Origin of the sequence: Luminiphilus sp. nBUS_07 (assembly GCF_051201685.1) — a bacterium.
Lineage (GTDB): Bacteria > Pseudomonadota > Gammaproteobacteria > Pseudomonadales > Halieaceae > Luminiphilus.
Genome location: NZ_CP179213.1, coordinates 851546 through 876895, shown reverse-complemented (window position 1 = coordinate 876895; position 25350 = coordinate 851546). Strand labels below are relative to the sequence as shown.

22 protein-coding genes are annotated in these 25350 nt (G+C 53.0%); 3 read left to right on the top strand and 19 right to left on the bottom strand.

Features of this window, described 5'->3' with window-relative positions:
- Positions 1-125: 125 nt before the first annotated feature.
- From ACMAZB_RS03960 to rluD, 7 genes are all read right to left on the bottom strand, one after another.
- Positions 126-335 carry a hypothetical protein gene (locus tag ACMAZB_RS03960; protein WP_435219493.1) on the bottom strand — a complete coding sequence of 70 codons (210 nt, stop codon included), beginning with the start codon at positions 333-335 and terminating at the stop codon, positions 126-128.
- The gene (locus ACMAZB_RS03955; protein WP_435219492.1) at positions 332-1222 is read right to left on the bottom strand and encodes a hypothetical protein; all 891 of its coding nucleotides are present in this window, start codon (positions 1220-1222) and stop codon (positions 332-334) included. Before ACMAZB_RS03955 ends, ACMAZB_RS03960 begins: the two co-directional genes overlap by 4 nt.
- Positions 1223-1293: 71 nt before the next feature.
- A complete protein-coding gene (locus ACMAZB_RS03950; RefSeq protein ID WP_435219491.1) occupies positions 1294-1683 on the bottom strand; it encodes a hypothetical protein in 390 nt (129 codons plus the stop codon).
- 21 nt (positions 1684-1704) lie between these two features.
- The gene (locus ACMAZB_RS03945; protein ID WP_435219490.1) at positions 1705-2178 is read right to left on the bottom strand and encodes a type IV pilin protein; all 474 of its coding nucleotides are present in this window, start codon (positions 2176-2178) and stop codon (positions 1705-1707) included.
- Positions 2179-2303: 125 nt separating this feature from the next.
- Positions 2304-4883 carry an ATP-dependent chaperone ClpB gene (gene clpB / locus ACMAZB_RS03940; RefSeq protein WP_435219489.1) on the bottom strand — a complete coding sequence of 860 codons (2580 nt, stop codon included), beginning with the start codon at positions 4881-4883 and terminating at the stop codon, positions 2304-2306.
- Between the two features lie 86 nt (positions 4884-4969).
- On the bottom strand, positions 4970-5728 hold the full coding sequence (gene pgeF, locus ACMAZB_RS03935; protein WP_435219488.1) for a peptidoglycan editing factor PgeF: 759 nt from the start codon (positions 5726-5728) through the stop codon (positions 4970-4972).
- A complete protein-coding gene (rluD, locus tag ACMAZB_RS03930) occupies positions 5725-6699 on the bottom strand; it encodes a 23S rRNA pseudouridine(1911/1915/1917) synthase RluD (protein WP_435214632.1) in 975 nt (324 codons plus the stop codon). The genes pgeF and rluD overlap by 4 nt, the downstream gene beginning before the upstream one ends.
- Before the next feature lie 146 nt (positions 6700-6845).
- Between rluD and ACMAZB_RS03925 the strand changes: the two genes are divergently transcribed.
- Complete coding sequence (locus ACMAZB_RS03925; RefSeq protein ID WP_435220057.1) at positions 6846-7727, top strand: outer membrane protein assembly factor BamD; 882 nt, start codon at positions 6846-6848, stop codon at positions 7725-7727.
- Positions 7728-7753: 26 nt separating this feature from the next.
- On the opposite strand, the gene ACMAZB_RS03920 is transcribed toward ACMAZB_RS03925, so the two are convergent.
- Entirely contained in the window at positions 7754-9376 is a 1623-nt protein-coding gene (locus tag ACMAZB_RS03920) for an NAD+ synthase (protein ID WP_435219487.1), read from the bottom strand.
- A gap of 112 nt (positions 9377-9488) precedes the next feature.
- Between ACMAZB_RS03920 and ACMAZB_RS03915 the strand changes: the two genes are divergently transcribed.
- Positions 9489-11150, top strand: a complete 1662-nt coding sequence (locus tag ACMAZB_RS03915) for a sensor histidine kinase (RefSeq protein WP_435219486.1) — start codon at positions 9489-9491, stop codon at positions 11148-11150.
- Positions 11147-12541, top strand: coding sequence for a sigma-54-dependent transcriptional regulator (locus ACMAZB_RS03910; protein ID WP_435219485.1), 1395 nt, complete (start codon positions 11147-11149; stop codon positions 12539-12541). The genes ACMAZB_RS03915 and ACMAZB_RS03910 overlap by 4 nt, the downstream gene beginning before the upstream one ends.
- Here the strand turns inward: ACMAZB_RS03910 and ACMAZB_RS03905 are convergent.
- From ACMAZB_RS03905 to ACMAZB_RS03855, 11 genes are all read right to left on the bottom strand, one after another.
- A complete protein-coding gene (locus tag ACMAZB_RS03905) occupies positions 12538-13098 on the bottom strand; it encodes a GspH/FimT family pseudopilin (protein ID WP_435219484.1) in 561 nt (186 codons plus the stop codon). The genes ACMAZB_RS03910 and ACMAZB_RS03905 overlap by 4 nt on opposite strands.
- A gap of 20 nt (positions 13099-13118) precedes the next feature.
- Complete coding sequence (gene ispH / locus ACMAZB_RS03900; RefSeq protein ID WP_435214623.1) at positions 13119-14072, bottom strand: 4-hydroxy-3-methylbut-2-enyl diphosphate reductase; 954 nt, start codon at positions 14070-14072, stop codon at positions 13119-13121.
- Positions 14073-14104: 32 nt separating this feature from the next.
- Positions 14105-14554 carry an FKBP-type peptidyl-prolyl cis-trans isomerase gene (locus ACMAZB_RS03895; RefSeq protein ID WP_435214621.1) on the bottom strand — a complete coding sequence of 150 codons (450 nt, stop codon included), beginning with the start codon at positions 14552-14554 and terminating at the stop codon, positions 14105-14107.
- A 16-nt stretch (positions 14555-14570) separates the two neighbouring features.
- Positions 14571-15074, bottom strand: a complete 504-nt coding sequence (lspA, locus tag ACMAZB_RS03890) for a signal peptidase II (protein ID WP_435219483.1) — start codon at positions 15072-15074, stop codon at positions 14571-14573.
- Complete coding sequence (gene ileS / locus ACMAZB_RS03885) at positions 15067-17871, bottom strand: isoleucine--tRNA ligase (RefSeq protein WP_435219482.1); 2805 nt, start codon at positions 17869-17871, stop codon at positions 15067-15069. Before ileS ends, lspA begins: the two co-directional genes overlap by 8 nt.
- Before the next feature lie 12 nt (positions 17872-17883).
- On the bottom strand, positions 17884-18825 hold the full coding sequence (gene ribF / locus ACMAZB_RS03880; protein WP_435219481.1) for a bifunctional riboflavin kinase/FAD synthetase: 942 nt from the start codon (positions 18823-18825) through the stop codon (positions 17884-17886).
- 83 nt (positions 18826-18908) lie between these two features.
- On the bottom strand, positions 18909-20537 hold the full coding sequence (gene murJ / locus ACMAZB_RS03875) for a murein biosynthesis integral membrane protein MurJ (RefSeq protein ID WP_435219480.1): 1629 nt from the start codon (positions 20535-20537) through the stop codon (positions 18909-18911).
- Complete coding sequence (locus ACMAZB_RS03870) at positions 20522-21148, bottom strand: NUDIX domain-containing protein (protein WP_435219479.1); 627 nt, start codon at positions 21146-21148, stop codon at positions 20522-20524. Before ACMAZB_RS03870 ends, murJ begins: the two co-directional genes overlap by 16 nt.
- Entirely contained in the window at positions 21145-22158 is a 1014-nt protein-coding gene (locus ACMAZB_RS03865; protein ID WP_435219478.1) for an aspartate carbamoyltransferase, read from the bottom strand. The genes ACMAZB_RS03870 and ACMAZB_RS03865 overlap by 4 nt, the downstream gene beginning before the upstream one ends.
- Before the next feature lie 169 nt (positions 22159-22327).
- Positions 22328-23779 carry an exodeoxyribonuclease I gene (sbcB, locus tag ACMAZB_RS03860; protein ID WP_435219477.1) on the bottom strand — a complete coding sequence of 484 codons (1452 nt, stop codon included), beginning with the start codon at positions 23777-23779 and terminating at the stop codon, positions 22328-22330.
- Positions 23766-25283, bottom strand: a complete 1518-nt coding sequence (locus ACMAZB_RS03855) for a fumarate hydratase (RefSeq protein WP_435219476.1) — start codon at positions 25281-25283, stop codon at positions 23766-23768. The genes sbcB and ACMAZB_RS03855 overlap by 14 nt, the downstream gene beginning before the upstream one ends.
- Between the last annotated feature and the right edge of the window lie 67 nt (positions 25284-25350).

The following is a 25350-nucleotide window of genomic DNA, read 5'->3' as shown; positions in this document are numbered from 1 at the left end:
TGCCAATACCCCAACATTAATCGCCTGCTGTTGTGTTTTGCATTGCAAGACGCGTCTTGAAATGCGTTTCGTAACTTATAATACGAGAGCCGATGAATGTGAATCAGGTCTACCTAGGAAAAATTCTAGAGTTTTGAGCTCGTAGGACGGTGCACAAGGCCATTAACAACAGGTTTTTGGGCGCCATGTCTCAGCAGACCAACCACAGATCCCTCGTAAGCGGCCAGCAGGATTGATGTGGTGATAAGGCAGATCACCACAACAATGGCGATATATATCGCTCCAGACTGATGCTTAGCAGCGCCCAGAGACTGCCCTTTTACTCGTTCGATCACGGGATTCGCTCATAAAATGCGGGGGCGCGCAGATTCCGACTAAGCACCAAGGCTGCCACTGTCATCCTTTGACTCGAGCCCTCAGATAACGCTCGATACGTTAATTGTGGTGCGGTAAGGCCATTGAAACCTGAGCGCACATTCCGCAAGGTCAGGCTGAGGTTGACACCAGCCACCAGTTGCCGGTTTGCCCCGCTCGAGGTCCCTACTGAAAATCTCACGGGTTCGATAATCCAACTAACCACTCCAGGCACCAGCATTTCTGCGCGACCAAAGTCTCGGTGTTCCGGCCTCCATGTCTTCATCATAAGCGCGCCAAAACCATCACCCTCATCCCATGCAAAATCTCTCAGGTAATAAAGGCGTCTTAACCCAGAATATTTCGCAGAGATAACGGTCGAGCAATCCTCAGTAACGATCTTAATGCGAGACGGAGTACCAGTGGCCTCGCCAGACGCTAATGCAAAATCACGGGCAGAACCTTCGAGCCAACCCAAAGACGGTGCACTCTCCTCACACCTCGTCTCGAGACCTAATCGCGCCTGCTCTACAATAAGAAAAGGCAAATTTTCCAGAATATTTTTGGAAGGCAAGCACGGAAACTGCCCTCGCCTGACCACCCGAATTCCCACGCCTGTTTTTGCGCTATCCGCGCTATCGCGCCCTGACTTAAATACACCACAGGGCGACAAATCAATGCCTGCGTTAGTGATCGGCGAGGCACTCAGTAAAGCCTGAGACAAATGCCACAACGCAAAATCACCGCGCTCGGCCAATTCGACCTCATCACTCGATAAGCGTGCCATAAGCCACAACCGCTGTGCCGTTAAGCCAACGGATGACACCAACCAAGTACCGAGTGCTAACGCAATTAATACCTCGACCAAAGAAAAACCTGTCGCTGTGCACTGATTGTTTGCTGATGTTGAACCAGCAGTTCGGCAGAACCGACTCCACATTAAAATGCGGGCCACCGGTATTGCAGCACGGGTCCATCGCCAATCGGGCAACGGTGGCTACGCATTCGTATTGTTGCAACGATCTCATCTTGACCCCTTGCAATACACAACACGGCATCGATATGCCATTCAGCCTTAATCTGCATCCAATCATCACACCAACCTTGCACCCATTGCGGGTAAAGCCGGCAGAGCCTGTCGCCCACTTGAATCTCCTGACCCAAGAATTTCGCGCGCCGCCAATATCCCTCAACGCTGCGCAGGTGAGTGTGAGAGACCGTCAGCTTTAAGTTTTCGGCGTCGGTTAGGAGAATGTTCTCGGTCAAAATAAACAAGCTCAGTAAAATGATCGTACCGAGAACGCTTGCGATCAGCGCATCTAGCAACATGAGAAGCCAATCAGCAAAAATTCAGGGCCAATGTTGAGCTGGTTCACGCCGCCCCCAGCTATCTAGCGTCAGAGAGGGATAGCCTCCCGCTGTTACTGTTGGATTCAGCGAGAGCACAAACTCAGACGGGCGCTTTGACACCGCTGCAGCCAACCGATAATGACGGCGCAGCCGGTCCGAGAGAGGCTGATAAGTTAATAACACCGACACTGGCTGATACTCGCCGCGGGTAATGCGCAGACGTTCTTGCAACAGGGCTAAAGCCAACAAGCTCATAGCCCCCTCTCTCACCGTCGCTGTTCTCAAATAATTTTGATAGCTGGGCAGGGCAAGCGTCGCTAGGGCGCCTACAAGGCCCAACACAATGACGAGCTCTAGAAGGGAAAACCCAGCGTGGAAATCCGCTGCTTTCCCGCAATTATGGACACCTCTGCCGCCGCGCCCATAGGGCCTGCGTAAGACCAAGCTAGCTGTTAAGGCAACACAGCGACTCACCCCAGCCACCCCTTTAGACCTGAATCCATCAAGCTGCTCCCCGTAAAACAATTAGGGAGCCTGCACCAAAGTGAGCCTTAAAAGAGCGTCAGTAACCGCTTTGCGATTACAACTGCTGAGTTTGCTTACTGTTGTCGACTTAAGATGATTTTCTGGCCCTCTAATAGCGCCTCTATTGTGTCCCCGGGGGCATAATCGCCCTGCAGAATTTGCTGGGCCAAGGGGTTTTCCAGCAGCTGCTGAATAGCCCTCTTCAGGGGTCGGGCTCCAAAAATGGGATCAAACCCTGCCTCAGCCAGGTGGTCCAGCACATCATCAGATAACCGCAATGCCAGATCACGTTCAGCCAGCCGCTCCCTGAGGTTTTCAATCTGAATACTTGCAATACCTCGAATTTGTGCCTGCGCAAGGGGATGAAATACCACAGTCTCATCAACGCGATTAATAAACTCAGGACGAAAATGACTCCCCACAACCCCCATGACCGCCGCTTTCATAGCGTCGTATTGCTCACTCCCGGCCATCTCTTGAATAAGATCAGAGCCCAGGTTAGATGTCATGACTATGACTGTATTTTTGAAGTCTACGGTGCGGCCCTGACCGTCGGTCAGGCGACCGTCCTCCAATACCTGAAGCAATATGTTGAATACATCAGGATGGGCCTTTTCGACCTCATCAAGGAGCAAGAGGGAGTAAGGACGGCGCCGAACGGCTTCGGTGAGATAACCGCCCTCCTCATAGCCCACGTAACCGGGGGGTGCCCCGATGAGTCGGGCAACAGAATGCTTCTCCATGAACTCCGACATGTCGAGTCGCACCATGGCCTGGTCACTGTCGAAAACAAAACCCGCTAAAGCTTTACAGAGCTCGGTTTTACCGACTCCCGTGGGTCCAAGAAACAAAAAAGAACCATTGGGTCGGTTGGGGTCACTCAGCCCTGCTCGAGACCGCCGCACAGCATTGGCAACAGCAATGACAGCCTCATCCTGGCCCACCACGCGTTCATGGAGCACTGACTCCATGCGCAGCAATTTCTCGCGATCACCCTCGAGCATTTTCGATATAGGAATTCCCGTCCACCGGGATACGACCTCAGCAACCTCCTCTTCGGTCACTCGATTCCGTAGCAGCTGCGTGGGCCCTTGCTCCACCTGCTCCGCAATACCCAACTGCTTGTTAAGCTCAGGCAACTCCCCGTATTGAATCTCTGACATTCGCGTCAAGTCACCCGCTCGCTGGGCCATCTCCAAATCTAATTTGGCTTGCTCTATAGTGGCTTTGATCTTTGCAGCACCCTGAACAGCAGCCTTCTCTGCGGTCAAGATCTCATCAAGATCAGACAGCTCTTGATCGAGCTCAGCAATTTGCTCTTCGAGCAAAGCCACTTGCTTTTGTGCCGCTTCGGTTTGATCTTTGTTAACGGCCTCACGCTCGATTTTCAGTTGTATCAGTCGCCGCTCTAATCGATCCATACTCTCTGGCTTTGAGTCAATCTCCATGCGAATACGGCTCGCAGCCTCGTCAATCAGATCAATCGCTTTATCGGGTAACTGGCGATCAGTAATGTAACGTTGACTGAGTTTCGCGGCGGCGATAATGGCACTGTCAGTAACGGCAACACCATGATGTACCTCATATCGTTCTTTGAGTCCGCGGAGAATAGCAATCGTATCCTCCTCTGAAGGCTCATCTACGAGCACTTTTTGAAAACGTCGCTCCAGCGCGGCATCCTTCTCTACAAACTGACGATATTCATTGAGAGTTGTCGCACCTACACAGTGCAGTTCGCCTCTCGCCAATGCGGGCTTGAGCATGTTGCCCGCATCCATAGAGCCCTCAGATTTTCCAGCCCCCACCATCGTATGTAGCTCATCAACGAATAAAATAATTCGTCCCTCTTCTTTGGAAAGCTCATTGAGAACCGCTTTTAAGCGCTCCTCGAAGTCGCCGCGAAATTTCGCCCCCGCCAGCAAAGCACCGAGATCCAATGAAAGAATACGCTTATTTTTTAGCCCCTCAGGCACTTCACCGTTAATAACGCGCTGAGCTAAGCCCTCAATGATTGCGGTCTTGCCGACACCGGGCTCACCAATGAGCACAGGATTATTTTTAGTCCTGCGCTGCAGCACCTGAATAGTCCGTCGTATTTCGTCATCTCTTCCAATAACGGGATCTAGCTTACCGATCTCGGCGAGCTCGGTGAGGTCTATCGTGTACTTCTCAAGGGCCTGTCTAGAGGCCTCGGCCTCCGCCGAATTCACGCCCTCACCACCTCTCACCTCTTCAACGGCCTGCTCCAGAGAGGCGCGACTCGCACCTGACTTCGCTATCAGCTTCGCCACCGGGGAGCTGTCATCAGCCAGCGCCAACAAAACAAGTTCAGAGGATAAATAGCTATCGTTGCGCTTCTGGGCCAATTTATCAGCCCGATTCAGCAAACGACTGGAATCTTGAGATAAGTGCACATCGCCCGATCCCCCACTCACCGTTGGCAACTGGGACAAGGCAGCGCTTACGGCCTCCGTGAGTTGAGCTCCGTTAGCACCCGCCTTCTGCAGCAGAGGGCTCGCGGACCCCCCAGATTGATCAAGCAGTGCCTTGAGAATGTGTATCGGCTCAATAAATTGCTGATCGCGGCCCACAGCCAGCGATTGCGCGTCTGCCAGTACGTTTTGTAGCGGATTGGTTAGCTTATCCATACGCATGTGACTATCCCCTCACCATGTTCTTTGGGCCTCATGCCCTGAACTATGAAATGGCGCCTTGAAGCTCTAATTTCAAGTGGGGAATGTTATTTGGGCAGTATCATCGCCACAGTGGCCATGCGCCCGGTCGTACCGTCTCGGCGATGGGAGAAAAAACGGTCTGACTCACAAACCGTGCAGTGTCCAGAATCTGAAATTGCAGCAATATCCAATGCTCGTAATCGGCAGGCGGCCAAACCCGCTAAATCTGCGAGATATTTATCAGGATTTTTGGTCGACTTGAAACTCGCTGCAGCCACCACACCAAAGCGTTTTAAAAAGATTTGACGGACCTCTGAACCAACCTCGAAACAGCAGGCACCTATAGCGGGCCCAAACCATGCGCGAGTCTCTGTAGGATTTCCCGGCACCGCCTCGAACGCAGCCTCAACAATACCCGCCGCCAGCCCTCGCCACCCCGCATGGACGACAGCCACCCAATCACCACGAACTCCAGCCAAAACGATGGGCAAACAATCGGCTGTCATCACCGCCAGTGCCAAACCCGGTTGATCGGTCCACACGGCATCTGCAACAGGCACTTCGCCTTCAGAAATTGCATGGGCGGCGGCCACATCAGTTCCGTGAACTTGTCGCAGCCAACGGGTTGCAGCCTGACCTGGCAAGGCGCGCCGCAAAGCCTCTCTGTTTGAGGTCACAGCTAGCGGGTCGTCACCAACATGATCGCCGAAATTCAGGCTATAAAACGGTGCATCACTGGACCCTTGTGAGCGAAGCGTGGTGAACGCATGAATACACGATATACCCACATCTGCCGAAAGAACATCCATCAAAACAGGCGTCACAGCAGCTGATTAGCGTCGTGAGTACGAAGCACATCTAACAGCCCCACAAGGTCATCGGGTAGCGGTGTTTCAAACTGACAGCGCTCCCCTGTCGCTGGGTGATCGAAGGCCAAGGTCTGCGCGTGCAACGCCTGCCTGGAAAAAGTGCGAAGCATTGTTTGCAGCTCGGTGCTGGCACCCGCTGGGGGCCTAGGACGACCACCGTACACAGGGTCACCAATAAGTGGGTTATTCCTAGAGGCAAGGTGCACTCTTATCTGGTGGGTTCTTCCCGTCTCCAAACTGACCGATAGCGCAGTATGATGGCCGAATCGCTCGGCGATCCGATAATGGGTTACCGAAGGTTTTCCGCCTTCGGTAACCGCCATACGCGTTCGCACCGAGGGATGCCGTCCAATTGGCGCATCGACCGAGCCTCCACCAGAAAGCGCACCTCGACAGACCGCGGCATAAATACGCTTAACTGAGCGCGCTGCAAGCTGCTTTACCAGTGACTGATGCGCCAGGTACGAGCGAGCAACAAACATAATGCCCGTTGTGTCCTTATCCAATCGGTGCACGATACCGCCACGGGGCAACTGCTCCAGCTCAGGGGCATACCCAATTAAGGAGTTAACCAAGGTACCGTCGGCATGACCCGCTGCGGGGTGCACGACGACTCCCGTTGGCTTATTGACAACGAGCAGATGCTCGTCCTCATAAACAATATCGAGGGGGCGTGAGTCACCTGACCAGCTCACAGCGGGCTCCACCGCCGCCGCCAGCAGGACATGCTGCCCCTGAGCCACTTTATCTTTCGCTCGTACAGCCTTGCCATCAAGGGTAAGGGTTCCAGCCCCGATATAGGATTGCAGGCGGGATCTGGAGAATTCGGGAAATAAAATGGCCGCAGCCTGATCAAAACGGCTGCCATGGAGCTCACGCGAGATGGTCGCCTCACCGTCGATGCTGTCGGACTTATCGTGACTCACAGAAACCTCATGCCTAATCAATCTTGGCGTATACTTCGGGCCGCGCCATTTGTTTGGCGGCGAGAGCCCTGTTGGCGTTACAATGGGGAATGAGAACGCTTTGCCTAGAGGATTACAAGCTTTTGTACTCGGACCTTTTACAGCCCATGCGCCTTGCCGCCAAATGGATCGCATTTATCGCCCTGGCCGTCTCGATCAGCGCGTGCTCGTGGTTTGGTAAAGACGATATAGAGATAGCCGACAACGGGGAGCAACAAATCTACCTCGAGGCCCAGCGATCGTTGGACAGCGGTAACTTCAATACGGCCATCAGAACACTTCAATTACTCGAGAGTCGCTACCCTTTCGGCCGTTACGCAGAACAGGCGCAGCTAGAGTTGGTCTACGCACATTACGGCGCCTATGAATTCGAAGCGGCCATCGAAGCTGCCGACAGATTTATTCGGCTGCACCCACAGCACCCAAATGTCGACTACGCGTACTATATGAAAGGCCTCTCTGCCTTTGATATGGAGGGCGGCTTCCTCGCATCCTTTATACCCACCGACGACACGAAACGGGATGTCTCTCACATCAAAGAGGCTTTCGCAGAGTTTGCTCAGCTGCTTGCGCGCTTTCCTGACAGTGCGTACGCCCCCGATGCTCGAGCGCGTATGGTGCACATGCGCAACATGTTGGCCCGGCATGAGGTTCACGTAGCCAATTACTATTTTCGGCGAGGTGCTTACATGGCAGCACTGAATCGCGGCCGATACGTTGTCGAGCACATGCAGCAGACGCCCTCCGTCGCGGACGGCCTTGCCATCATGGCTCAGGCGTACATTCTTCTAGATTTCACCGATCTCGCTAAAGATTCAATTGCGGTGCTTAATGAGAATTTCCCCGACCACCCCAGTCTCGATAGTAACGGTGAATTCGTTAGCGAATATGACTTGAATGGTCTGCACCGCTCCTGGATCAATCAAATTTCCTTGGGACTTTTCGACCCACCCGAACCGCCGCAATTTGACTACCGGCCAAAAAGCTAGGCGGGCCATAAACAAAAGCTGAGGCTCTAACGCCCGCGCCAAGCCCAGGTAATCGGATAGCGACGGTCTCGCCCAAAACCTCGTTGTGTAATACGAACACCGACAGGTGCTTGTCGGCGCTTGTACTCATTGAGGTCAACAAGTCGCACGACCCGTCGCACATCGCTATCAGCAAACCCCAGGGCAACAATCTCTTGCGCGCTCATATCCTGCTCGACATAGTGCTCAATGATGGCATCAAGCACCTCGTAAGGCGGCAGGCTATCTTCATCTTTTTGATCCGGGGCCAATTCGGCGGATGGTGGCCGGGTAATGACCCGCTCAGGAATACAGGGGGTCAGGCTATTTCTATAGCGTGCCAACGCATAAACCAGCATTTTGGGACAATCTTTAAGCGCATCGAATCCCCCCGCCATGTCCCCGTAAAGCGTGGAGTAACCCACAGCGAGCTCACTCTTATTACCGGTAGTCAGTACCAAAAGGTTTTTCTTATTTGAAATCGACATCAATAAGACCCCTCGGCACCGAGCCTGTAAGTTCTCTTCGGTAATATTGGCCGCTAGGCCCTGAAACTCCCCTGCAAGAGCACCCGTGAAGGACTCGTAAAGGGGCTCAATCGATATGGAGCGATAGGCGACACCCATTGCAGCCGCTTGCGCTTCGGCATCCTCAATCGATATTGATGCCGTATAGCGAAAAGGCATCATCACAGCGTTCACACGCTCAGCACCCAACGCATCGACCGCCACGGCCAAGGTCACTGCAGAGTCAATGCCCCCGGAGAGACCCAAAACCACCCCTGGGAAACCATTCTTGTTCACGTAATCACGGACACCAAGCACCAATGCCTGCCATACCGCGGCCACATCATCCCGAGCTTGAGCTCGAGCACCGTCACGAATGGTCGGCTTATCGGAATCTTCGCTGTGAACTTCGAGCCAACACAGCGCCTCCTCAAAGTCGACAGCAGACACCGCCACGGTACCGTCCCGATTAACAGCAAAAGAGCCGCCATCGAAAACCAGCTCATCCTGACCTCCTACCTGATTGACATAAACCACAGGGAGATCGTTTGCCCGCGCCCGCTCGGACACCATAGCTTGCCGCTCTTGAGGTTTGCCTCGATGGAAGGGCGATGCGTTTAAATTAATCAGCAGCTGTGCCCCCGCTGCCCGTGCACCGGCGATCGGATCAGGCTCCCAAATATCCTCGCATATTGTGATGCCCACCTTGACACCCTCAATATTGACCACAGTGGCCCCAGAGCCAGCCTGAAAGTAGCGCTTTTCATCGAAAACCTGATAATTGGGCAACGACTGTTTGTCGTACTCAGCCACTATTTCACCGCCATGAATAACCCCCGCACTGTTGTAGAGGCCATCGCTTCTCTGCCGGGGGTACCCCACAACAACCCACAAAGTTGGCGGTAACTCCGCACATAGCTGCGCAAGGACGGCATCAGCATCCTGTTGGAGGCTAGGACGCAACAATAAGTCTTCCGGCGGGTAACCTGTCAACGTCAGTTCAGGAAACACCACAACAGCCTCAGGGGATGTTGCGTACGCGCTTTTGCAGGCAGCGATAACTCGTTCACAGTTACCCTGCCAATCGCCCACAAAAGTATTGATCTGACCCATACACAGGTTCATCTGGACACTCCGGCCTAACGGTTGCGGAAGGCAGTTTAGCGCTCCTCACTGCGGCTGCAACCTATTATGATTTGAGTACAGCCCTTTTGAGCTCGACTGCTATAGTAATCCCATGAATAGTAAATTACCGATTCAGGAATTCATCCAAATCGACACGGCCAAAAAGGCTGACAACCGCACTCAGGATGGCCTGACGCATCTGGCAATGCGGCGCCTTTTCGTCATTTATAACGCCTGCCGAACGCTGTTAGCCATTGCACTTTTGTCACTGCTGATCATCGCCGACGGCTCTGAATTGGTTTCTCAACTCGATCAAGACATGTTTATTGCAGGAACGACTCTTTTACTCATGTCAGCCCTGCTATTAGTGGGGCCTCTTGGGCGTGTTGTCTCTGGGTCCCAGACCCATATTTTTGGCCTTCTTCTTTTTGATATTACTGTTATTGCCATAGTTGTTGGCGCAGCAGGAGGCATTCTCAGCGGTTTGTCTGTGCTTTATTTGATCACTGTTTTCGCTGCCGCCGCCATCATAAGAGAGCGCATTCTGGCTACCGTAATCGCCGCAATCGCAGTGCTCGCTGTACTCATGGACACCGCTTGGATGGTAAGCCGAAGTGAGGCCACACTGAACATGCTTCTCTCTGCTGGCCTGCTAGGCAGTCTGTTATTTGCTTTATCGTTATTGGTCCAAGTTATGACCTCACGACTGGCACAGGCGGAGGCTGACGCCCTTGAGGCAAAAGCAAAGGTAGAGGCGCTGCAACGACTTAACGAACAAATTATAGTCCACATGGAAACCGGCATCCTGCTTGCCGATAACACAGGCACAGCCCTTTGTATCAACGAAGCCGCCGAAACATTACTGGGTTTGAGCGCGGGAGAACGGGTCCATTTGTTGAGTATCAGTCCTGACTTGGCCAATCAGTATCAGGAGTGGTGCGAGACAAACACCGACCTCCCAGAGCCTTTTCGAATTGCGGAGGACGGTCCCACCATGGTGGCGTCATTTGTCGCGCTCAGTGAGAATGTCGCTAACAGCAGCCTCATATTTATTGAGGATTACACACCCGTCACCCAATTTGCACAGTCTTTGAAGCTCAATTCCCTAAGTAAATTGACCGCCAGTATTGCTCACGAGATACGTAATCCCTTGGGGGCCATCAGTCATGCCGCGCAGCTACTCACCGAGAGCAGCACCGTTGATGCCGCTGATGGCATTCTGTGCGACATATTGGTGAGTAATAGCCGTCGGGTGAGCGATATCATTGATAGCGTTTCCGAGGTCTCTAGACGTCAGGCACCCAAGCCCACCGACATCCTATTAAACCGCTGGCTGCATACTTACGTGGAAGAATATCGCTCATTGCAGCAACAACGCTGTGACGTTGTTATTTCTGACTTTGAGGTAACTCCCATTACCATTTCAATGGATTCAGAACACTTGAAGCGGGTACTCTCCAACTTGTTAGATAACGCATTGAGACACTCCTTGGAAGAAGGTGACAGCTCTCGTATTAGACTCGACACAATCGTAGATAAGCAGGGCCATCTGGTACATCTGGACGTTGTAGACTTTGGGTTGGGCGTCGCCGAGTATAATCTGCCCCGCTTGTTTGAACCGTTTTTTACCACGTCAAAACACGGTAGCGGCCTGGGCTTATACCTATGCAAAGAACTCTGTGAGATCAATAGCGCAAGACTTACCTACCGACGCACAGGGGCTGGTGAGAGCGCATTCCGAATTACCTTCGATCGAGTGTCATCTGTGTCATGAAAAATCCAACTGTACTGGTCGTCGACGATGAACCCGATATTTTGCAGCTACTTGAGATAACTCTGAGCCGCATGCAACTGACCACTCTCAAAGCGTCATCACTGGCAGAAGCCAAAGCCTCATTAAAGGATCAGACGCCCGATCTATGTTTGACAGACATGAAGTTGCCAGATGGCAATGGTTTGACGCTCATCGAGCATATGCAAAACCATTTTCCAGACGTTCCTGTCGCAATGATCACGGCACACGGCAGTGTTGAAAGCGCGATTGAAGCACTCAAGCTCGGTGCCTTCGATTTCGTCACAAAACCTTTAGCCCTAGAGAAGCTTCGCGAGCTCGTAGCTCATGCGCTGAAAACTGCTCAGTCATCCGCCGACGTGTCAGAGGACATCTTGGTGGGAACCACAAAGGTAATGGAAAAACTTCGAGTGCAAATCCGGAAAGTGGCTCGATCCCAAGCACCGGTTCACATTCATGGTGAGTCCGGCACTGGAAAAGAGGTTGTAGCACGCTTAATCCACCAAACGGGGCCCCGGCATGATCAGCCCTTTATCGCCGTAAACTGTGGTGCCATTCCACCTGATCTGGTCGAAAGCGAGCTCTTTGGCCATAAAAAAGGAGCCTTTACAGGTGCAACTGCCGATAAGTCAGGGCTGTTTTTAGCCGCAAACGGTGGCACCTTACTCCTTGATGAAATCGCCGATTTGCCCCTGCCAATGCAAGTCAAACTTCTGCGAGTCATTCAGGAAAAATCCGTGCGACCGGTTGGCAGTGAAACGGAGATCCCTATTGATGTTCGTCTACTCAGTGCCACACACAAAACCCTTGCTCAAGAGGTGCAAGAGCGCCAATTCCGTGATGATCTCTACTACCGGATCAATGTCATTGGGCTTCAAGTACCTTCGCTTAGAGAGCGCCTAGATGATATTCCGGTGCTGTCTGCACATATTCTCAAAAAAATTGCTGAGGATCAGGGGATTCCACCCAGAGGCCTCACCGACTCTGCGCTAGCCCATCTAATGAGTCATGCGTTCCCGGGAAATATTCGCGAACTCGAAAATGTTCTTGCCCGTGCCAGTGCCCTCACTGAAAACAGTGACATCGATATTGAGGACTTAATACAGCAGGAAGATTTCAGCGCGGTACAACATGTTATCCAGAAAGAAGGTAGAGATTTCAGCAATGCCGAGAGTGGCAGCGCCAAAGCACCTGCGACATTACTGGAAGAGGTTAATGGCGATCTGGAGACTTACTTGGCGGGTCAAGAGCGACAAATTCTCACTGAAGCATTGACAACCCATCGCTGGAATCGAACATCAGCCGCCCGCTCTTTGGGGATCAGTTTTCGCAGCCTTCGCTATCGGCTCAAGAAACTAGGGCTGGAAGATTAAGATGGACAAGTCCCCCAGTCGCGGCGCAAGTGAGGCCTGCCCACGCGATTGAGTACTACCGCCCAGTTGACTTTGGCATTTTCAGTGCAAAACAAAAACGTTAGGTTGCGACTACCAAGCCCTGCAGGGTTCCACGTCAAAACACGAAATTCTGCCTGTGTGCCACGACGGTTGGTAATTGATACTCCAGGTCGCGACTGGTACTGACGAATTAACACCCCCTCCTCGGTGACAACACCAAAGCGCTCCTGATACAGCCCCTCACAATTTTTTTCTTGTAACGGACACAGCATCGTTGTCCTACCGGTTCGCACGGCTGTACCTCTGGCCAACCAGATGGCCGATACCATTTGAGCCGCCTCAGAATGAAGTCGCCATGAGAGCAGTTGCTCACGGAAGGACGGCGTTACAAGGGTAGCGACCGTCCCTAGCATTGCGAGGACCACCATAAACTCAACCAGCGAGAAAGCCCCAAGCCACTTTGGTGATAAAGCCGAGATAAGCATGGGAAAACAATAGTTAGGAAAATGGCCAAGCGCCAGATCAGCTGCCGCCATAACTGGTATTTGAACGTCGCCTATTCCAGATTTTTCGCAGGAATGCGCAAGGCTTTTGGTAATGAAAAGGTAATGTTTTCAGGTCGACCGCTTAAATTTTCAACGCTGACCACACCCTCCATTTTCAGCCTATCTATGACTGCCGCTACCAGTACCTCGGGGGCAGAGGCGCCGGCTGTGACGCCCACATCAACCACACCCTCAAGCCACTCGGCATTGATTTGCTCAGCATTGTCGATCAAATGGGCTGTAGCACCACAGCGCTCTGCGAGCTCTCGCAAACGGTTCGAGTTTGAGCTGTTAGTGGAGCCCACAACCAAAACCAGCTCGACCCTCTCAGCAAGGGATTTCACTGCATCTTGACGGTTCTGGGTGGCGTAACAGATGTCATCCTTACGCGGCCCTTGAATCGCAGGAAACTTTGCACGCAGCGCATCGATGACGCGAGCGGTATCGTCTACAGACAATGTCGTCTGTGTGACATAGGCCAGATTGTTCGGGTCTTTAACCTCCAGGTGCTCGACCTGCCCCTCGTCTTCAATCAAATACATCTGACCACCTGCAGTGGCATCGTACTGTCCCATTGTGCCTTCGACCTCCGGGTGCCCAGCATGACCGATAAGGACACACTCTCGGCCTTGATCGCTAAAAGCTGCTACTTCTACATGGACTTTCGTGACCAGAGGGCAGGTCGCATCAAACACTCTCAACCCGCGTTGACGCGCCCCTTCCTGCACGGCCTTCGAGACGCCATGGGCGCTGAATATTACAATGGCATCGTCTGGAATTTCATCGAGCTCCTCGACAAAAATAGCGCCACGATCGCGGAGATCGTCGACAACAAAACGGTTATGAACTACCTCATGACGCACATAAATAGGGCTGCCAAAAACCTCAAGTGCACGGTTAACAATATCGATCGCGCGATCGACTCCTGCACAGAAACCACGGGGGTTAGCTAGCAACACGTCCATATTTAAAGCCTCCTCACCTACACCAGAACGCTCTAATGGAGCTCTGCTACCTCGACGTTATGGATGGCCACTCGGAAAGACAAAGTACGTCCTGCCAGTGGGTGATTAAAATCAACCGTCACTTCATCAGCGTCGAAAGCCTTCACCACTCCGGGCAATTCACCTCCAGCTGCGTCGGCAAAGGAAAAAACCATGCCCTCCTCGAGCTCCGAGTCGACGTCGAATTGATCTCGTTTGATTGTTTGGAGATTATTGTCATTAGGCTGCCCAAAACCCTCTTCAGGAAGGATCTCAAGTGTTGCCTTGTCTCCTGATTTGAGCCCAAAAAGTGCCCGCTCAAAACCGGGTAACAAGGAGCCATCTCCCACCGAAAAAGACGCCGGTTCTTTCTCGAAATTGGAGTCGACCTCTGACCCGTCGTCGAGCACTAAGGCGAAGTTCAGGGTGACGCGCGTACCCTCGCTAATCATCAAATCATCCATCTGCCACTCCTTGATTTCAACTGGGCGACGCATTTCGGGGCAAAAAACTGTCGACAATCAGCATGACTGCCCCCACTGAAATGGCCGAATCGGCAACGTTAAAAGCGGGCCAATACCAAACACGGTAGTGCAGCGAGACAAAATCTACAACGTAACCCAGTGCGATGCGATCCCAAAGATTGCCCAAACCTCCGCCCAACACCAGCCCCAGCCCTAGGCCTAGCCACAGCTGGGACCGAGATAATCGAGCTAACCAAATTACCAGAACGATGCTCACCACCACGGTCACCACCGTAAAAAACCAACGCTGCCAACCGCCGGCATCCGCCAAAAAGCTAAAAGCTGCACCAGTATTATGTGCCAGCATAAAATCAAACCATGACGTTACCGCTACCGGGTCTCGATACGCCAAATTCGCTGACGCCCAGTGCTTGCTAAGCTGATCTAATAACAGCACCACCACTGCAGTGCCGTAACCGAAAAGAGCGCTACGAGAGGTCAAACCAGACGACTCAGGCATATTGACGATGCTCACCCGCCCCCTCGATGTTATCGATACATCGCGTGCACAGTGTCGGGTGCTTTTGATTATTACCAACGTCAGGTCGTCTATGCCAACAGCGCTCGCACTTGTCGTGTCCTGAAACGGCTACAGCCACAGCCAGTCCTGGGACATCGCTATCGACAACATCCGCTGGTGCCTCCGCACTAGGCTTGAGTGTGGCCTCGGAGGTAATAAGTACAAAGCGAAGCTCACCACCCAACTGCTGTAATCGTGTAAATAGCCCGGGCTCTGCGTACAGCGTCACCTCAGCATCGAGACTACCTCGAAGATCACCTGCAGCACGACGGGCTTCCAGCGCGCGGTTCACGGCTTGCCGTACGGTTATCACCTCGTCCCAGAATGCATTGCCCAAATTACCGTCAGCGGTTTCAGAGGGTAAATCCGCGTACCAAGATGACAGAAAAACCGATCGCTCACGGGCGCCGGGTAAATTCTCCCAAATTTCTTCAGCGGTGAAGCTCAATATAGGCGCTATCCAGCGGCACAGCGCTTCTGCGAGGTGCCACATAGCAGTCTGGGCAGACCGTCGGGCGTGGGAATCAACCTGCGTTGTGTATTGGCGATCCTTAATGATGTCGAGGTAAAAACCACCCAACTCACCGCCGCAAAAATTGTGAATCCTATGAAACACTTGGTGAAATTGATAGGTTTCATAGGCTGCTTCAAGCTCTACCTGCAAATCACCCGCTCGGCTACAAATCCACCGATCGAGGGGCAATAATTGATCTGCTGGTAATTGGTGCGCACTAGAATCAAATCCCGCAAGGTTGGCCAACAAAAAACGCGAGGTGTTGCGAATGCGGCGATAAGCATCACTCGTTCGCTTGAAAATTTCATCGGAGGCAGAAATCTCGTTTCTATAATCGGATGAAGCGACCCAAAGACGCAGAATATCAGCACCCAGATCATTCATGGCCTTCTTAGCAGGGATGATATTGCCCAAGGATTTGGACATTTTCCGACCCTCACCATCGACCGTAAAACCGTGAGTCAAAACGGACCGATAAGGCGCCTCACCAAAGGCACCTATACCCGTCAACAATGAAGACTGAAACCAGCCACGATGTTGATCCGAACCCTCCAAATAGAGATCCGCAGGTGCTTGCAGCGCTTCACGCTGTCGCAGTACACAGGCATGGGTAACCCCTGAATCAAACCAAACATCAAGGGTGTCGCTGACCTTTTCGTAGTGCTCGGCATCATCACCCAAAAGTGCCGACGGCTCGAGATCAAACCAGGCATCAATGCCCGAGACGGCTATCAGATCGGCCACCTCTGCCACCAACTCGGGAGTTCTCGGGTGAAGCTCTCCGGTTTCCCGATGCACGAACAACGTGATGGGCACCCCCCACGTGCGTTGACGCGAGATACACCAATCAGGTCTATCTCCTAGCATTGCATCAATTCGCGCTCGCCCCCAATCGGGAATCCAGCGCACACTGTCGACGGCTTGTTCGGCCTCGGCGAGCAAGCCCGCTTGAGACATACTAATAAACCACTGAGGAGTAGCACGGAAAATAATTGGCGTTTTGTGCCGCCAGCAGTGCGGATAGCTGTGTTCGTAGGGCTGATGTGCGAGCAACCGCTCCCGCGTCTTGAGCTCATCAACAATTTCGTCGTTCGCTCTAAAAATATGCTTCCCTTCGAGGGCGGGTGTGCCCGGCAGGTAAATGCCATTACCGCCCACCGGATTATAGACCTCCAGATCGTAGGCCTTACCGATTTCGAAATCTTCCAGACCGTGCGCAGGCGCCGTATGAACACAGCCGGTACCTGCATCAGTGGTCACGTGACTACCCAGCATTAGTGGTACTTCTATGTCATCGAAAGGTGGCAACACGGTTAGCCGGTCAAGCTTCTCCCCTCTCGTCGTCGCAAGGATCACCGGATCAGTAATACCGTAGCGTGCGGCGCAGGGTTCTACTAGTGCCTCTGCAACGACAACCGCACGGGCACCCACTTGTAATAAAACATAATCAAGGTCAGCACTGACACTCACCCCCCGATTAGCCGCCAGTGTCCAAGGCGTTGTTGTCCAAATGGCCACATCAACCGGCTCAACCCCATCCCAAGCAAAAGCCTTCCGGAAGGCGGCACTATCCACCGCTGGAAAGGCGACATCGACTGCCGATGAGATTTTATCCTGATACTCAACTTCAGCTTCCGCCAAAGCGGAGCCACAATCGAGGCACCAATGCACGGGTTTAAACCCCTTATGCAAATGCCCGTTTTCAATAATTCGTCCCAGAGTTCGAACAATGTCCGCCTCAAAATCGAAGTTCATCGTCAGGTAGGGATTGTCCCAGTCACCCACAACGCCCATTCTTTTGAAATCTTCAGCCTGCTGATTTACCTGCCCGGCAGCATAAGTCCTGCATCGCTGACGGAACTCCGAAGCTGATATCTTGTGCCCGGGCTTACCGACTTTCTTCTCAACATTTAGCTCAATTGGCAATCCGTGACAGTCCCAGCCAGGAACATAAGGGGCATCGAAGCCCGCCATAGCGCGCGACTTCACGATGAAGTCTTTCAGGATTTTATTGACCGCGTGGCCAATGTGCAGCTCACCGTTGGCATAGGGAGGGCCATCGTGAAGGATGAATTTCGGTTTTCCCGCACCCGCCTCCCGCATCAAGCCATAGAGATCCATTTCCTGCCATTGCTTAAGGCGCTGGGGCTCTCGCTGAGATAAGTTAGCCTTCATCGGAAAATCCGTCTGAGGCAAATTCAGGGTACTTTTATAATCACTCATACGTAAAAACTATTAGCTGCGACCGGGTTGAGCCAGCCATTGGCGGGCATTATCAATATCCTTGGCGATACCTTCCTTCAAGGCATCGAGGGATTCGTACTTTATTTCTTCCCGCAACTTGTGCAGAAAACGGACCTCGAGTCGCTGACCATAGAGGTCGCACTTGCGATCCAACAAATGCACCTCAAGATTGGCTTTGAGGCCATCATCGACAGTGGGGCGAGTGCCTACGTTGGCAACTGCCGCCGCCGACTCTAAGCCTGCACCGTCGACCCTCACCGCAAACACGCCAGATAACGGGCTGCGGATTCGATTAATACGAATATTGGCTGTGGGCGCCCCTAGCTCACGCCCCAGTTTACGCCCATGCTCAACCCGTCCCGTCATCGTAAACGGTCGACCCAATAACTGCTGCACCTCAGTAAAATTACCCTCAGCCAAAGCCAAGCGAATTCGGGTGCTGCTGACACGAGCGCCGGCAATTTCCAAAGTACCGGTAGGCTGCACTTCGTAATCAAACTTTGCTGCCAGGCCTCGCACGTAATCGTAGTCGCCCTCGCGACTGTTACCAAACCGGAAGTCATCGCCCAGAGCGATATAGCGAGCCCCTAATCCCTTAACAAAAACACGGCTGACGAAATCCTCGGCACTCATATCCCGAAGCTCGGCATTAAATTTCAGAACCAACACCCGATCAATGCCGGTGCTGGCCAGCTGTGCTAATCGCTCACGAAAATTAGTGATTCGTGGAGGTGCCTCCAATGGCCGAAAATATTCCCGTGGCAACGGTTCAAAGACAATCACCGTCGACAGCAAATCGCGCTCACGAGCGCAGGAAGACAGGTGCGCAAGAACTGCTTGATGTCCAAGATGGATGCCGTCAAACGCTCCCACGGTCACTGCGCATCCGCGGTGCTCCGATCGAAGGTTATGCAGGCCGCGGATCAAGTCCATGGTTTAGCTACAGGTCAACGAATAACACCCTAAGTATATAGAAAACAGTGCCCCGGCGCGCCTAGCAGACCTATCATCTTGACTCACAGGGACACAGCTGGGCTTTTCAGATCTCTCGGGCGAATCCCCAAGCACAAGAGAGTGGCAACATAGGCCAAACCGCCCACAATCACCATAACGGCCATTGCCAAGCCCCTATGCAGAGCAACAGCATTCTGCCACCAATCTGAGGCAGGCAAGCACAGCCATAACGCGCCCAGCATGACCACTATCGCAAGCACGATTCGGATCGTGCGGAACAGTCTGTCCCTCGATGCTCCCAGCAATAGCCCCTCACGCCTAAGGCCGCGATAAAGCAGACCGGCGTTTAACCAGGCAGCCAGGCTCGTGGCCAGTGCCAGCCCAACATGACCGAGGTCAAAAATCCACATGAGTGGAAAAATAAGCATGGGATTCATCACCATATTGGCCACCATGGCGATAATCCCTATGCGAACGGGTGTTTTCATATCTTGGCGGGCGTAATACCCCGGAGCCAATACCTTGATGAGCATAAACGCGGTTAAACCCAGGGCATAGGCCCTAAGAGACCAAGTCGCTTTATCCACATCCCCCGGCCCGAAAGCCCCGTATTGGAATAACGTGGTCAGAATCGGCTTTGCCAGCAGGAGTAGTGCTGCGGTTGCCGGTAGCGCAATCAGGACAATAAGGCTCAGGGCCCAGTGCAATGTCGCTGTGAATGCGGGATCTTTACCGACCGCTTCCGCTCGGGCGCGCTGAGAAGACAAGTTTGGCAAAATCACCGTGGCAACTGCGATGGCAAATATACCCAGAGGCAATTCAGTCAGCCTATCTGAATAATAAAGCCAAGAGACGCTCCCTGCGGGGAGTAGCGAAGCCAACACTGTATCGAGTAGTAAATTAATTTGGCTGACCGAGACCCCGAATAACGCTGGAATCATTAGGGTCAAAATTCGCCTTACCCCGGGGTGCTGCGTATCCCAGCGCGGCCTTGGCACCAGATCTAAGCGATATAAAGAAGGAATTTGAAACAGCAGTTGTAAAAGGCCCGCAATCATGACGCCAATTGCCAGCGCATAAACGGGCTCCTTCAGCGCAGGAGCCAAAAAAAGCGCTGCGGCAATGAGGCTGAGATTCAACAAAACCGGCGTAAACGCGGGCACTCCGAACCGCCCATAGGAATTTAAGATACCCCCTGCAAATCCCGTCATCGAAATTAAAAATAAATACGGAAACGTAATTCTAATAAGATCTGCTGTTAGGCTGAGCTTGCTAACGTCGCTCGCAAACCCGGGGGCAAACACCAAGGCTACTAAAGGCGCCGCCAATATTGTCACGGTGGTGAGCAGTATGAGAACACCCCCAAGAACCCCCGTCACCCGATCGACCAAGGCCCGCACAGCTTCTAGCCCCCCTTGCTCTCGAGTTTCTGTGAGCACGGGGATAAAGGCCTGGGCAAAAGCACCCTCAGCGAACAGCCGCCTCAAAAAATTGGGGATTTTAAAGGCAACAAAAAATGCGTCGGCGTTACTGGTGGCGCCTACCAGATTAGCCAGTACAACATCACGCAACAGCCCCAACACCCGCGAAGCCATAGTGGCACTTCCCACCAGCGCGCTGGACTGAAGCAGCCCCTTAGCTGATCCAGCCCGCTTATCACCAGAGGTGTCGGTGTCTAATTGCTCAGCCATTGCTCACGAAGGGCCTCGCCATGCCGGGCCAACCATTGCAAAGCAATGAGCGTATGTCCGTTATTAATTTCATTGGCGTCAAGCATACGCAAGGCCTCTACCCTGGGGATGGCATGCACCAAAAGATCCTCATGTTCCTCGGCATGACCATGCACTTCACCAATACCCGCGGTCAAAACTCGGCCCACAAACGTACGAATTTGTTCAGAACAGGCACCTGCACTCGGATAAAACGTAGCGATAAGTTCCAGCTGGTCGAGTGAACAAGCGGCCTCTTCTTGGGCCTCCCGTCTCGCCACCTCACTGTCCGTTTCACCGTCGGCCACCATGCCCGCAACCAGCTCAAGCATCCATGGGCTATCTTGGTCACGGAGCGCACCCGGCCTGAACTGTTCCACAAATATGAGTTCGTCACGGATAGGATCCCAAGGCAGTACCGCTACGGCATCACCTCGTTCAAAAATTTCACGGGTTAACGGCTGACTCCATCCACCGCCAAACAAGCGATGTTTGAGGCTGAGCTTTACCAGCGAAAAAAAACCGTGGTACACCACATCGCGCTTTAGGACTTGCGCATCTGCGGCGGAAAACCGCGGTGAAAATGACGTCAAAACCTGCGCTCCGTATACCAGTTCACGGGCCGGCTATGGTCATCAACCTGGTCAGCAACATCGAGAATCAGGGCAAATAGCGCCATGCGCACCAGTACTCCGTTGTCGCTCTGACGGAATATAGCCAAATTAGGGTTGTCGTTTAAATCAACGTCCAACTCTCTTGCGCCCTCCCGAGAATCACGGGGCAACGGGTGCATAATGACCGTATTGGGCTCGCAATGTGCGGTGTAGATGCCCTGATTTAATCGAAATCGGCCTCGGTAAGCATCAGCCTCCGCACGGGTGGTAAAGCGCTCCTCCTGCAGCCGAGTGGAGTACACAATATCAACGTCCGCTATACCCATTTCCAAGCTATCGGTCTCTAAAACATCATGTCCACCAGCCCTGAGTTCGTCCACAATCTCTGCCGGCATTTTGAGCTCGGGAGGAGACACCAAATTCACTTTAACCCCCTGAAACAACTGGAGTAGTCGCGATAAAGAGTGCACCGTCCTACCAAACTTTAAATCACCAACCATAGCGACGCGCAGGGTATCGAGTGTGCGCCCTCGATCAGCGAGTTCACTACGAATCGTATATAGATCAAGCAAGGCTTGAGTGGGGTGCTCATTGGCACCGTCTCCACCGTTGATAACAGGCACACGACTCCCGTCAGCAAACTCTGCAACGGAGCCCTCTGCTGGGTGACGCATTGCAATGACGTCTGAATAACCACTCAAAACTCGAGCGGTATCAAATAGTGACTCTCCCTTGGCAATGGCGGTGCTTTCAAAGCCGGTGGTCTCGCGGACTTCGCCACCCAACAAGTTAAAGGCACTGCCAAAGCTAATTCGCGTGCGGGTGGAGGGTTCAAAAAACATCGAGCCCAAGATAGCGCCATCAAGGACGTGGGTCACACGCTCTCGATGAGCATAAGGTCTCATACGATCGGCTACGGTGAAGAGCTGGTCGACATCAGCACGTTCGAACTGACGAATACTAAGGATGTGGCTACCGGGAAAGTGCAAAACTTCAGTCCTGTGCCCAAGATGGTGCCATGATAACTCATGGTGCACCCGGATTAGCCGAGAAATTAGGGCGGATTATTACGGACTGTTTATACCCAGCGCAGCCCTTCAGATTTCCCTACCCAAGCCCTCACTGCTGCGTCCTAGACGCCTGCCATAGTCTAGCGTTTCAATCTGCCAGTTCGGCGCGGAGTTCACCCATGTACTGCTCAAGATCATCAAGCGCTTTTGTTTGCACCGCGCTCAACCCCTCTCGAGCCCGCTCATCACTGAGGTCCTTGTTGAAACTCTCCCAGTTAGGACCGGCTTTACCCGCCAAAGTCTCGCAACAATGTTCACGCCAACGGGCTCTCTCATCGAGATTGAGGCTCTCGGGGAAATTCCGCGCGCGATAACGGAAAAATAGTTCCGGCAATCTTCGGTCCTCAAAGGTCCACGTAGTGTCTGCGAGGCTAGTAGGCGTTGCGTGCTGCACGGTTTCAAGGAGGGCCTCGTCGCGTCGATCCAGAAATCCGTCATAAAGCTGCGTATCGGGATCAGAACGTGGTTCAAAATCTCGATCGGCATAAATCTTCTGGATAAAACGGGTAAAGCCATCAGGGTCGGCCTGACGCGCCCCGCGATAAGCCGCCAACGATGCCCGAGTCTGCTCGCCATCGAGTTTCAAACGTTCTGCGGGCTCACCTCCGACCCAAGTGGTTGGCAGCACCACAGGGGCCCGATTTATCTTGATGGTCTTTAAAGGTGGACGGTGCTTACCCGCTGGGAAATCTGCCTTAGGCATAAATAATAGCTGCCGGATATCCTCAGGTGACTGATCAAGGAAGGCAGGCTCTTCACCCAGGTCGGCGCAGATAATTTCATTTTTATTTTTTGGATGGGGCGCCAGAGGCAGCACGATCGCCAAATTACTGCGCTGGCCACCAAACTGGCCGGAGACATGAATAACCGGTTTCGGGTCAGCACAATTAAGCAGCGGTGCGATCGCCTGTTTACCGCGCTGGGCATACAGCGTGTCAAATAGCGCCGGCTGCGCCCCGCTGAGTAAGCGGGCCAAGGCTATGGTCGCCAAAACGTCTGCAAGGGCATCATGTGCGTTGCCGTGGTCTATACCATTAGCCGCAGTGAGATCTTCTAGCCGAAAACTAGTCAAGCCGTCTTCGCGGCTGGGCCAAACGATACCGTCGGGCCTCAGGGCATGAGTAGCCCGCGCCACGTCGATTAAATCCCATCGACTTCTGTTTTGTCCAAATTCTCGAGCGTAGGGAGGGAAGAAATTCCGGTACAAAGCAAAGCGCGTAATTTCATCATCAAAACGCACCGAGTTGTAACCCAAAGCGCAGGTGCCGGGAACCATGAACTGGCTGAGGATTTTGGCCATAAAAGCCCCCTCAGGGACGCCCTCAGATAATGCTTTGTAAGGGCTAATACCCGTGACTCTAATCGCAGCGGGATGCAGCAGGCAGTCGGGGCTGGGCCGACAGAAGTGCACCAGCGGTTCACCTATGACATTAAAATTTTTGTCGGTTCGCACGCCAGCAAACTGAAGCGGCCTGTCCTCAAAAACATTGGCACCTGATGTCTCGTAATCATGCCAATAAAAGCTTTCAGATGAGCTCAAGAGACTGCTCTTCAATCCTTTGCTGCCAAACCGTTGGACCGGTAATGTGGACCGACTCGCCTCGAGAGTCTACAGCGACACTGACGGGCATATCGCGCACGGTAAAGGCATAAATCGCCTCCATGCCCAAATCCTCGAACGCGACAACACGAGCCTCAGTGATCGCCTTGGAGACCAGATAAGCCGCCCCACCGACTGCCATAAGGTAAACGGCACCGTGCTTGCGAATAGCCTCAATTGCAACGGGGCCGCGCTCGGCCTTACCAATCATGCCGATGAGCCCGGTTTGCTCCAAAATATCATCAGTAAATTTATCCATGCGGGTTGCTGTGGTCGGTCCCGCAGGGCCCATGACCTCGTCGCGTACAGGATCTACCGGTCCAACGTAGTAAATAAATTTGCCCCTCAAATCAACAGGGAGTGGCTCGCCGTCGCGCAGCATTTGTGTCATTCGCTTGTGAGCGGCATCACGTCCTGTATACATCGTGCCCGACAGCAAAATAGTCTCTCCGGGCTGCCAGGTATGAGTGTCGTCTGCGGTAACCGTATCCAGATCAACGCGGCGCACCGTATCACCTGTCTCCCAGCTCACCTCAGGCCACTGGTCAAGATCAGGAGGAGCTTGTAAAGCCGGGCCCGCACCCGTCAACGTAAAATGCGTGTGCCGAGTGGCTGCACAATTCGGAATCATCGCCACAGGCAAAGAGGCGGCATGGGTCGGATAATCCAAAATTTTGACATCGAGCACGGTAGTCAATCCCCCCAGACCCTGAGCACCAATACCCAAACGATTCACGCCATCCATGATTTCCAGACGCAACTCCTCTGCTCGGCTTGTGGGCCCTCGCTCACGGAGACTTTGAATATCAATGGGGTCCATCAATGACTCTTTTGCCAGGACTGCCGCTTTTTCTGCGGTACCACCAATACCTATTCCCAACATTCCAGGGGGACACCAACCTGCACCCATCGTCGGTACGGTCTTAAGCACCCAATCGACAATACTGTCGGAGGGATTGAGCATCGCTAATTTGGCTTTGTTCTCCGACCCCCCACCCTTCGCAGCAACACGAATATCAACGGTGTTACCGGGTACTAGCCGGGTATGTATAACCGCAGGGGTGTTGTCTCGCGTATTTTTTCGGGCGCCTGCAGGGTCCTCCAGTATTGAGGCTCGCAACGTATTGTCAGGGTGTGTATAGGCGCGCCGCACTCCCTCATTGATCATTTCCTCGAGAGACTGTTTTGCATCCCATGTGACGTTCATGCCCACTTCAACAAATACCGTAACGATGCCAGTGTCCTGACACAAAGGCCGGTGACCCGTAGCGCACATTCTTGAATTAATTAAAATTTGGGCCATAGCATCTTTGGCCGCGGGATTAAGCTCCATTTCATAGGCTTGATGCACCGATTGCACAAAATCGATGGGGTGGTAGTAAGAGATAAACTGCAGGGCATCGGCCACACTATCGATTAGGTCATCTTCACGAATTACGGTCATCTTAAGGTCATCTCCTTGGGATGTAATAAATGGCAGCCGGCCTAGCAAAGGGCCGGCTCAAATCCCC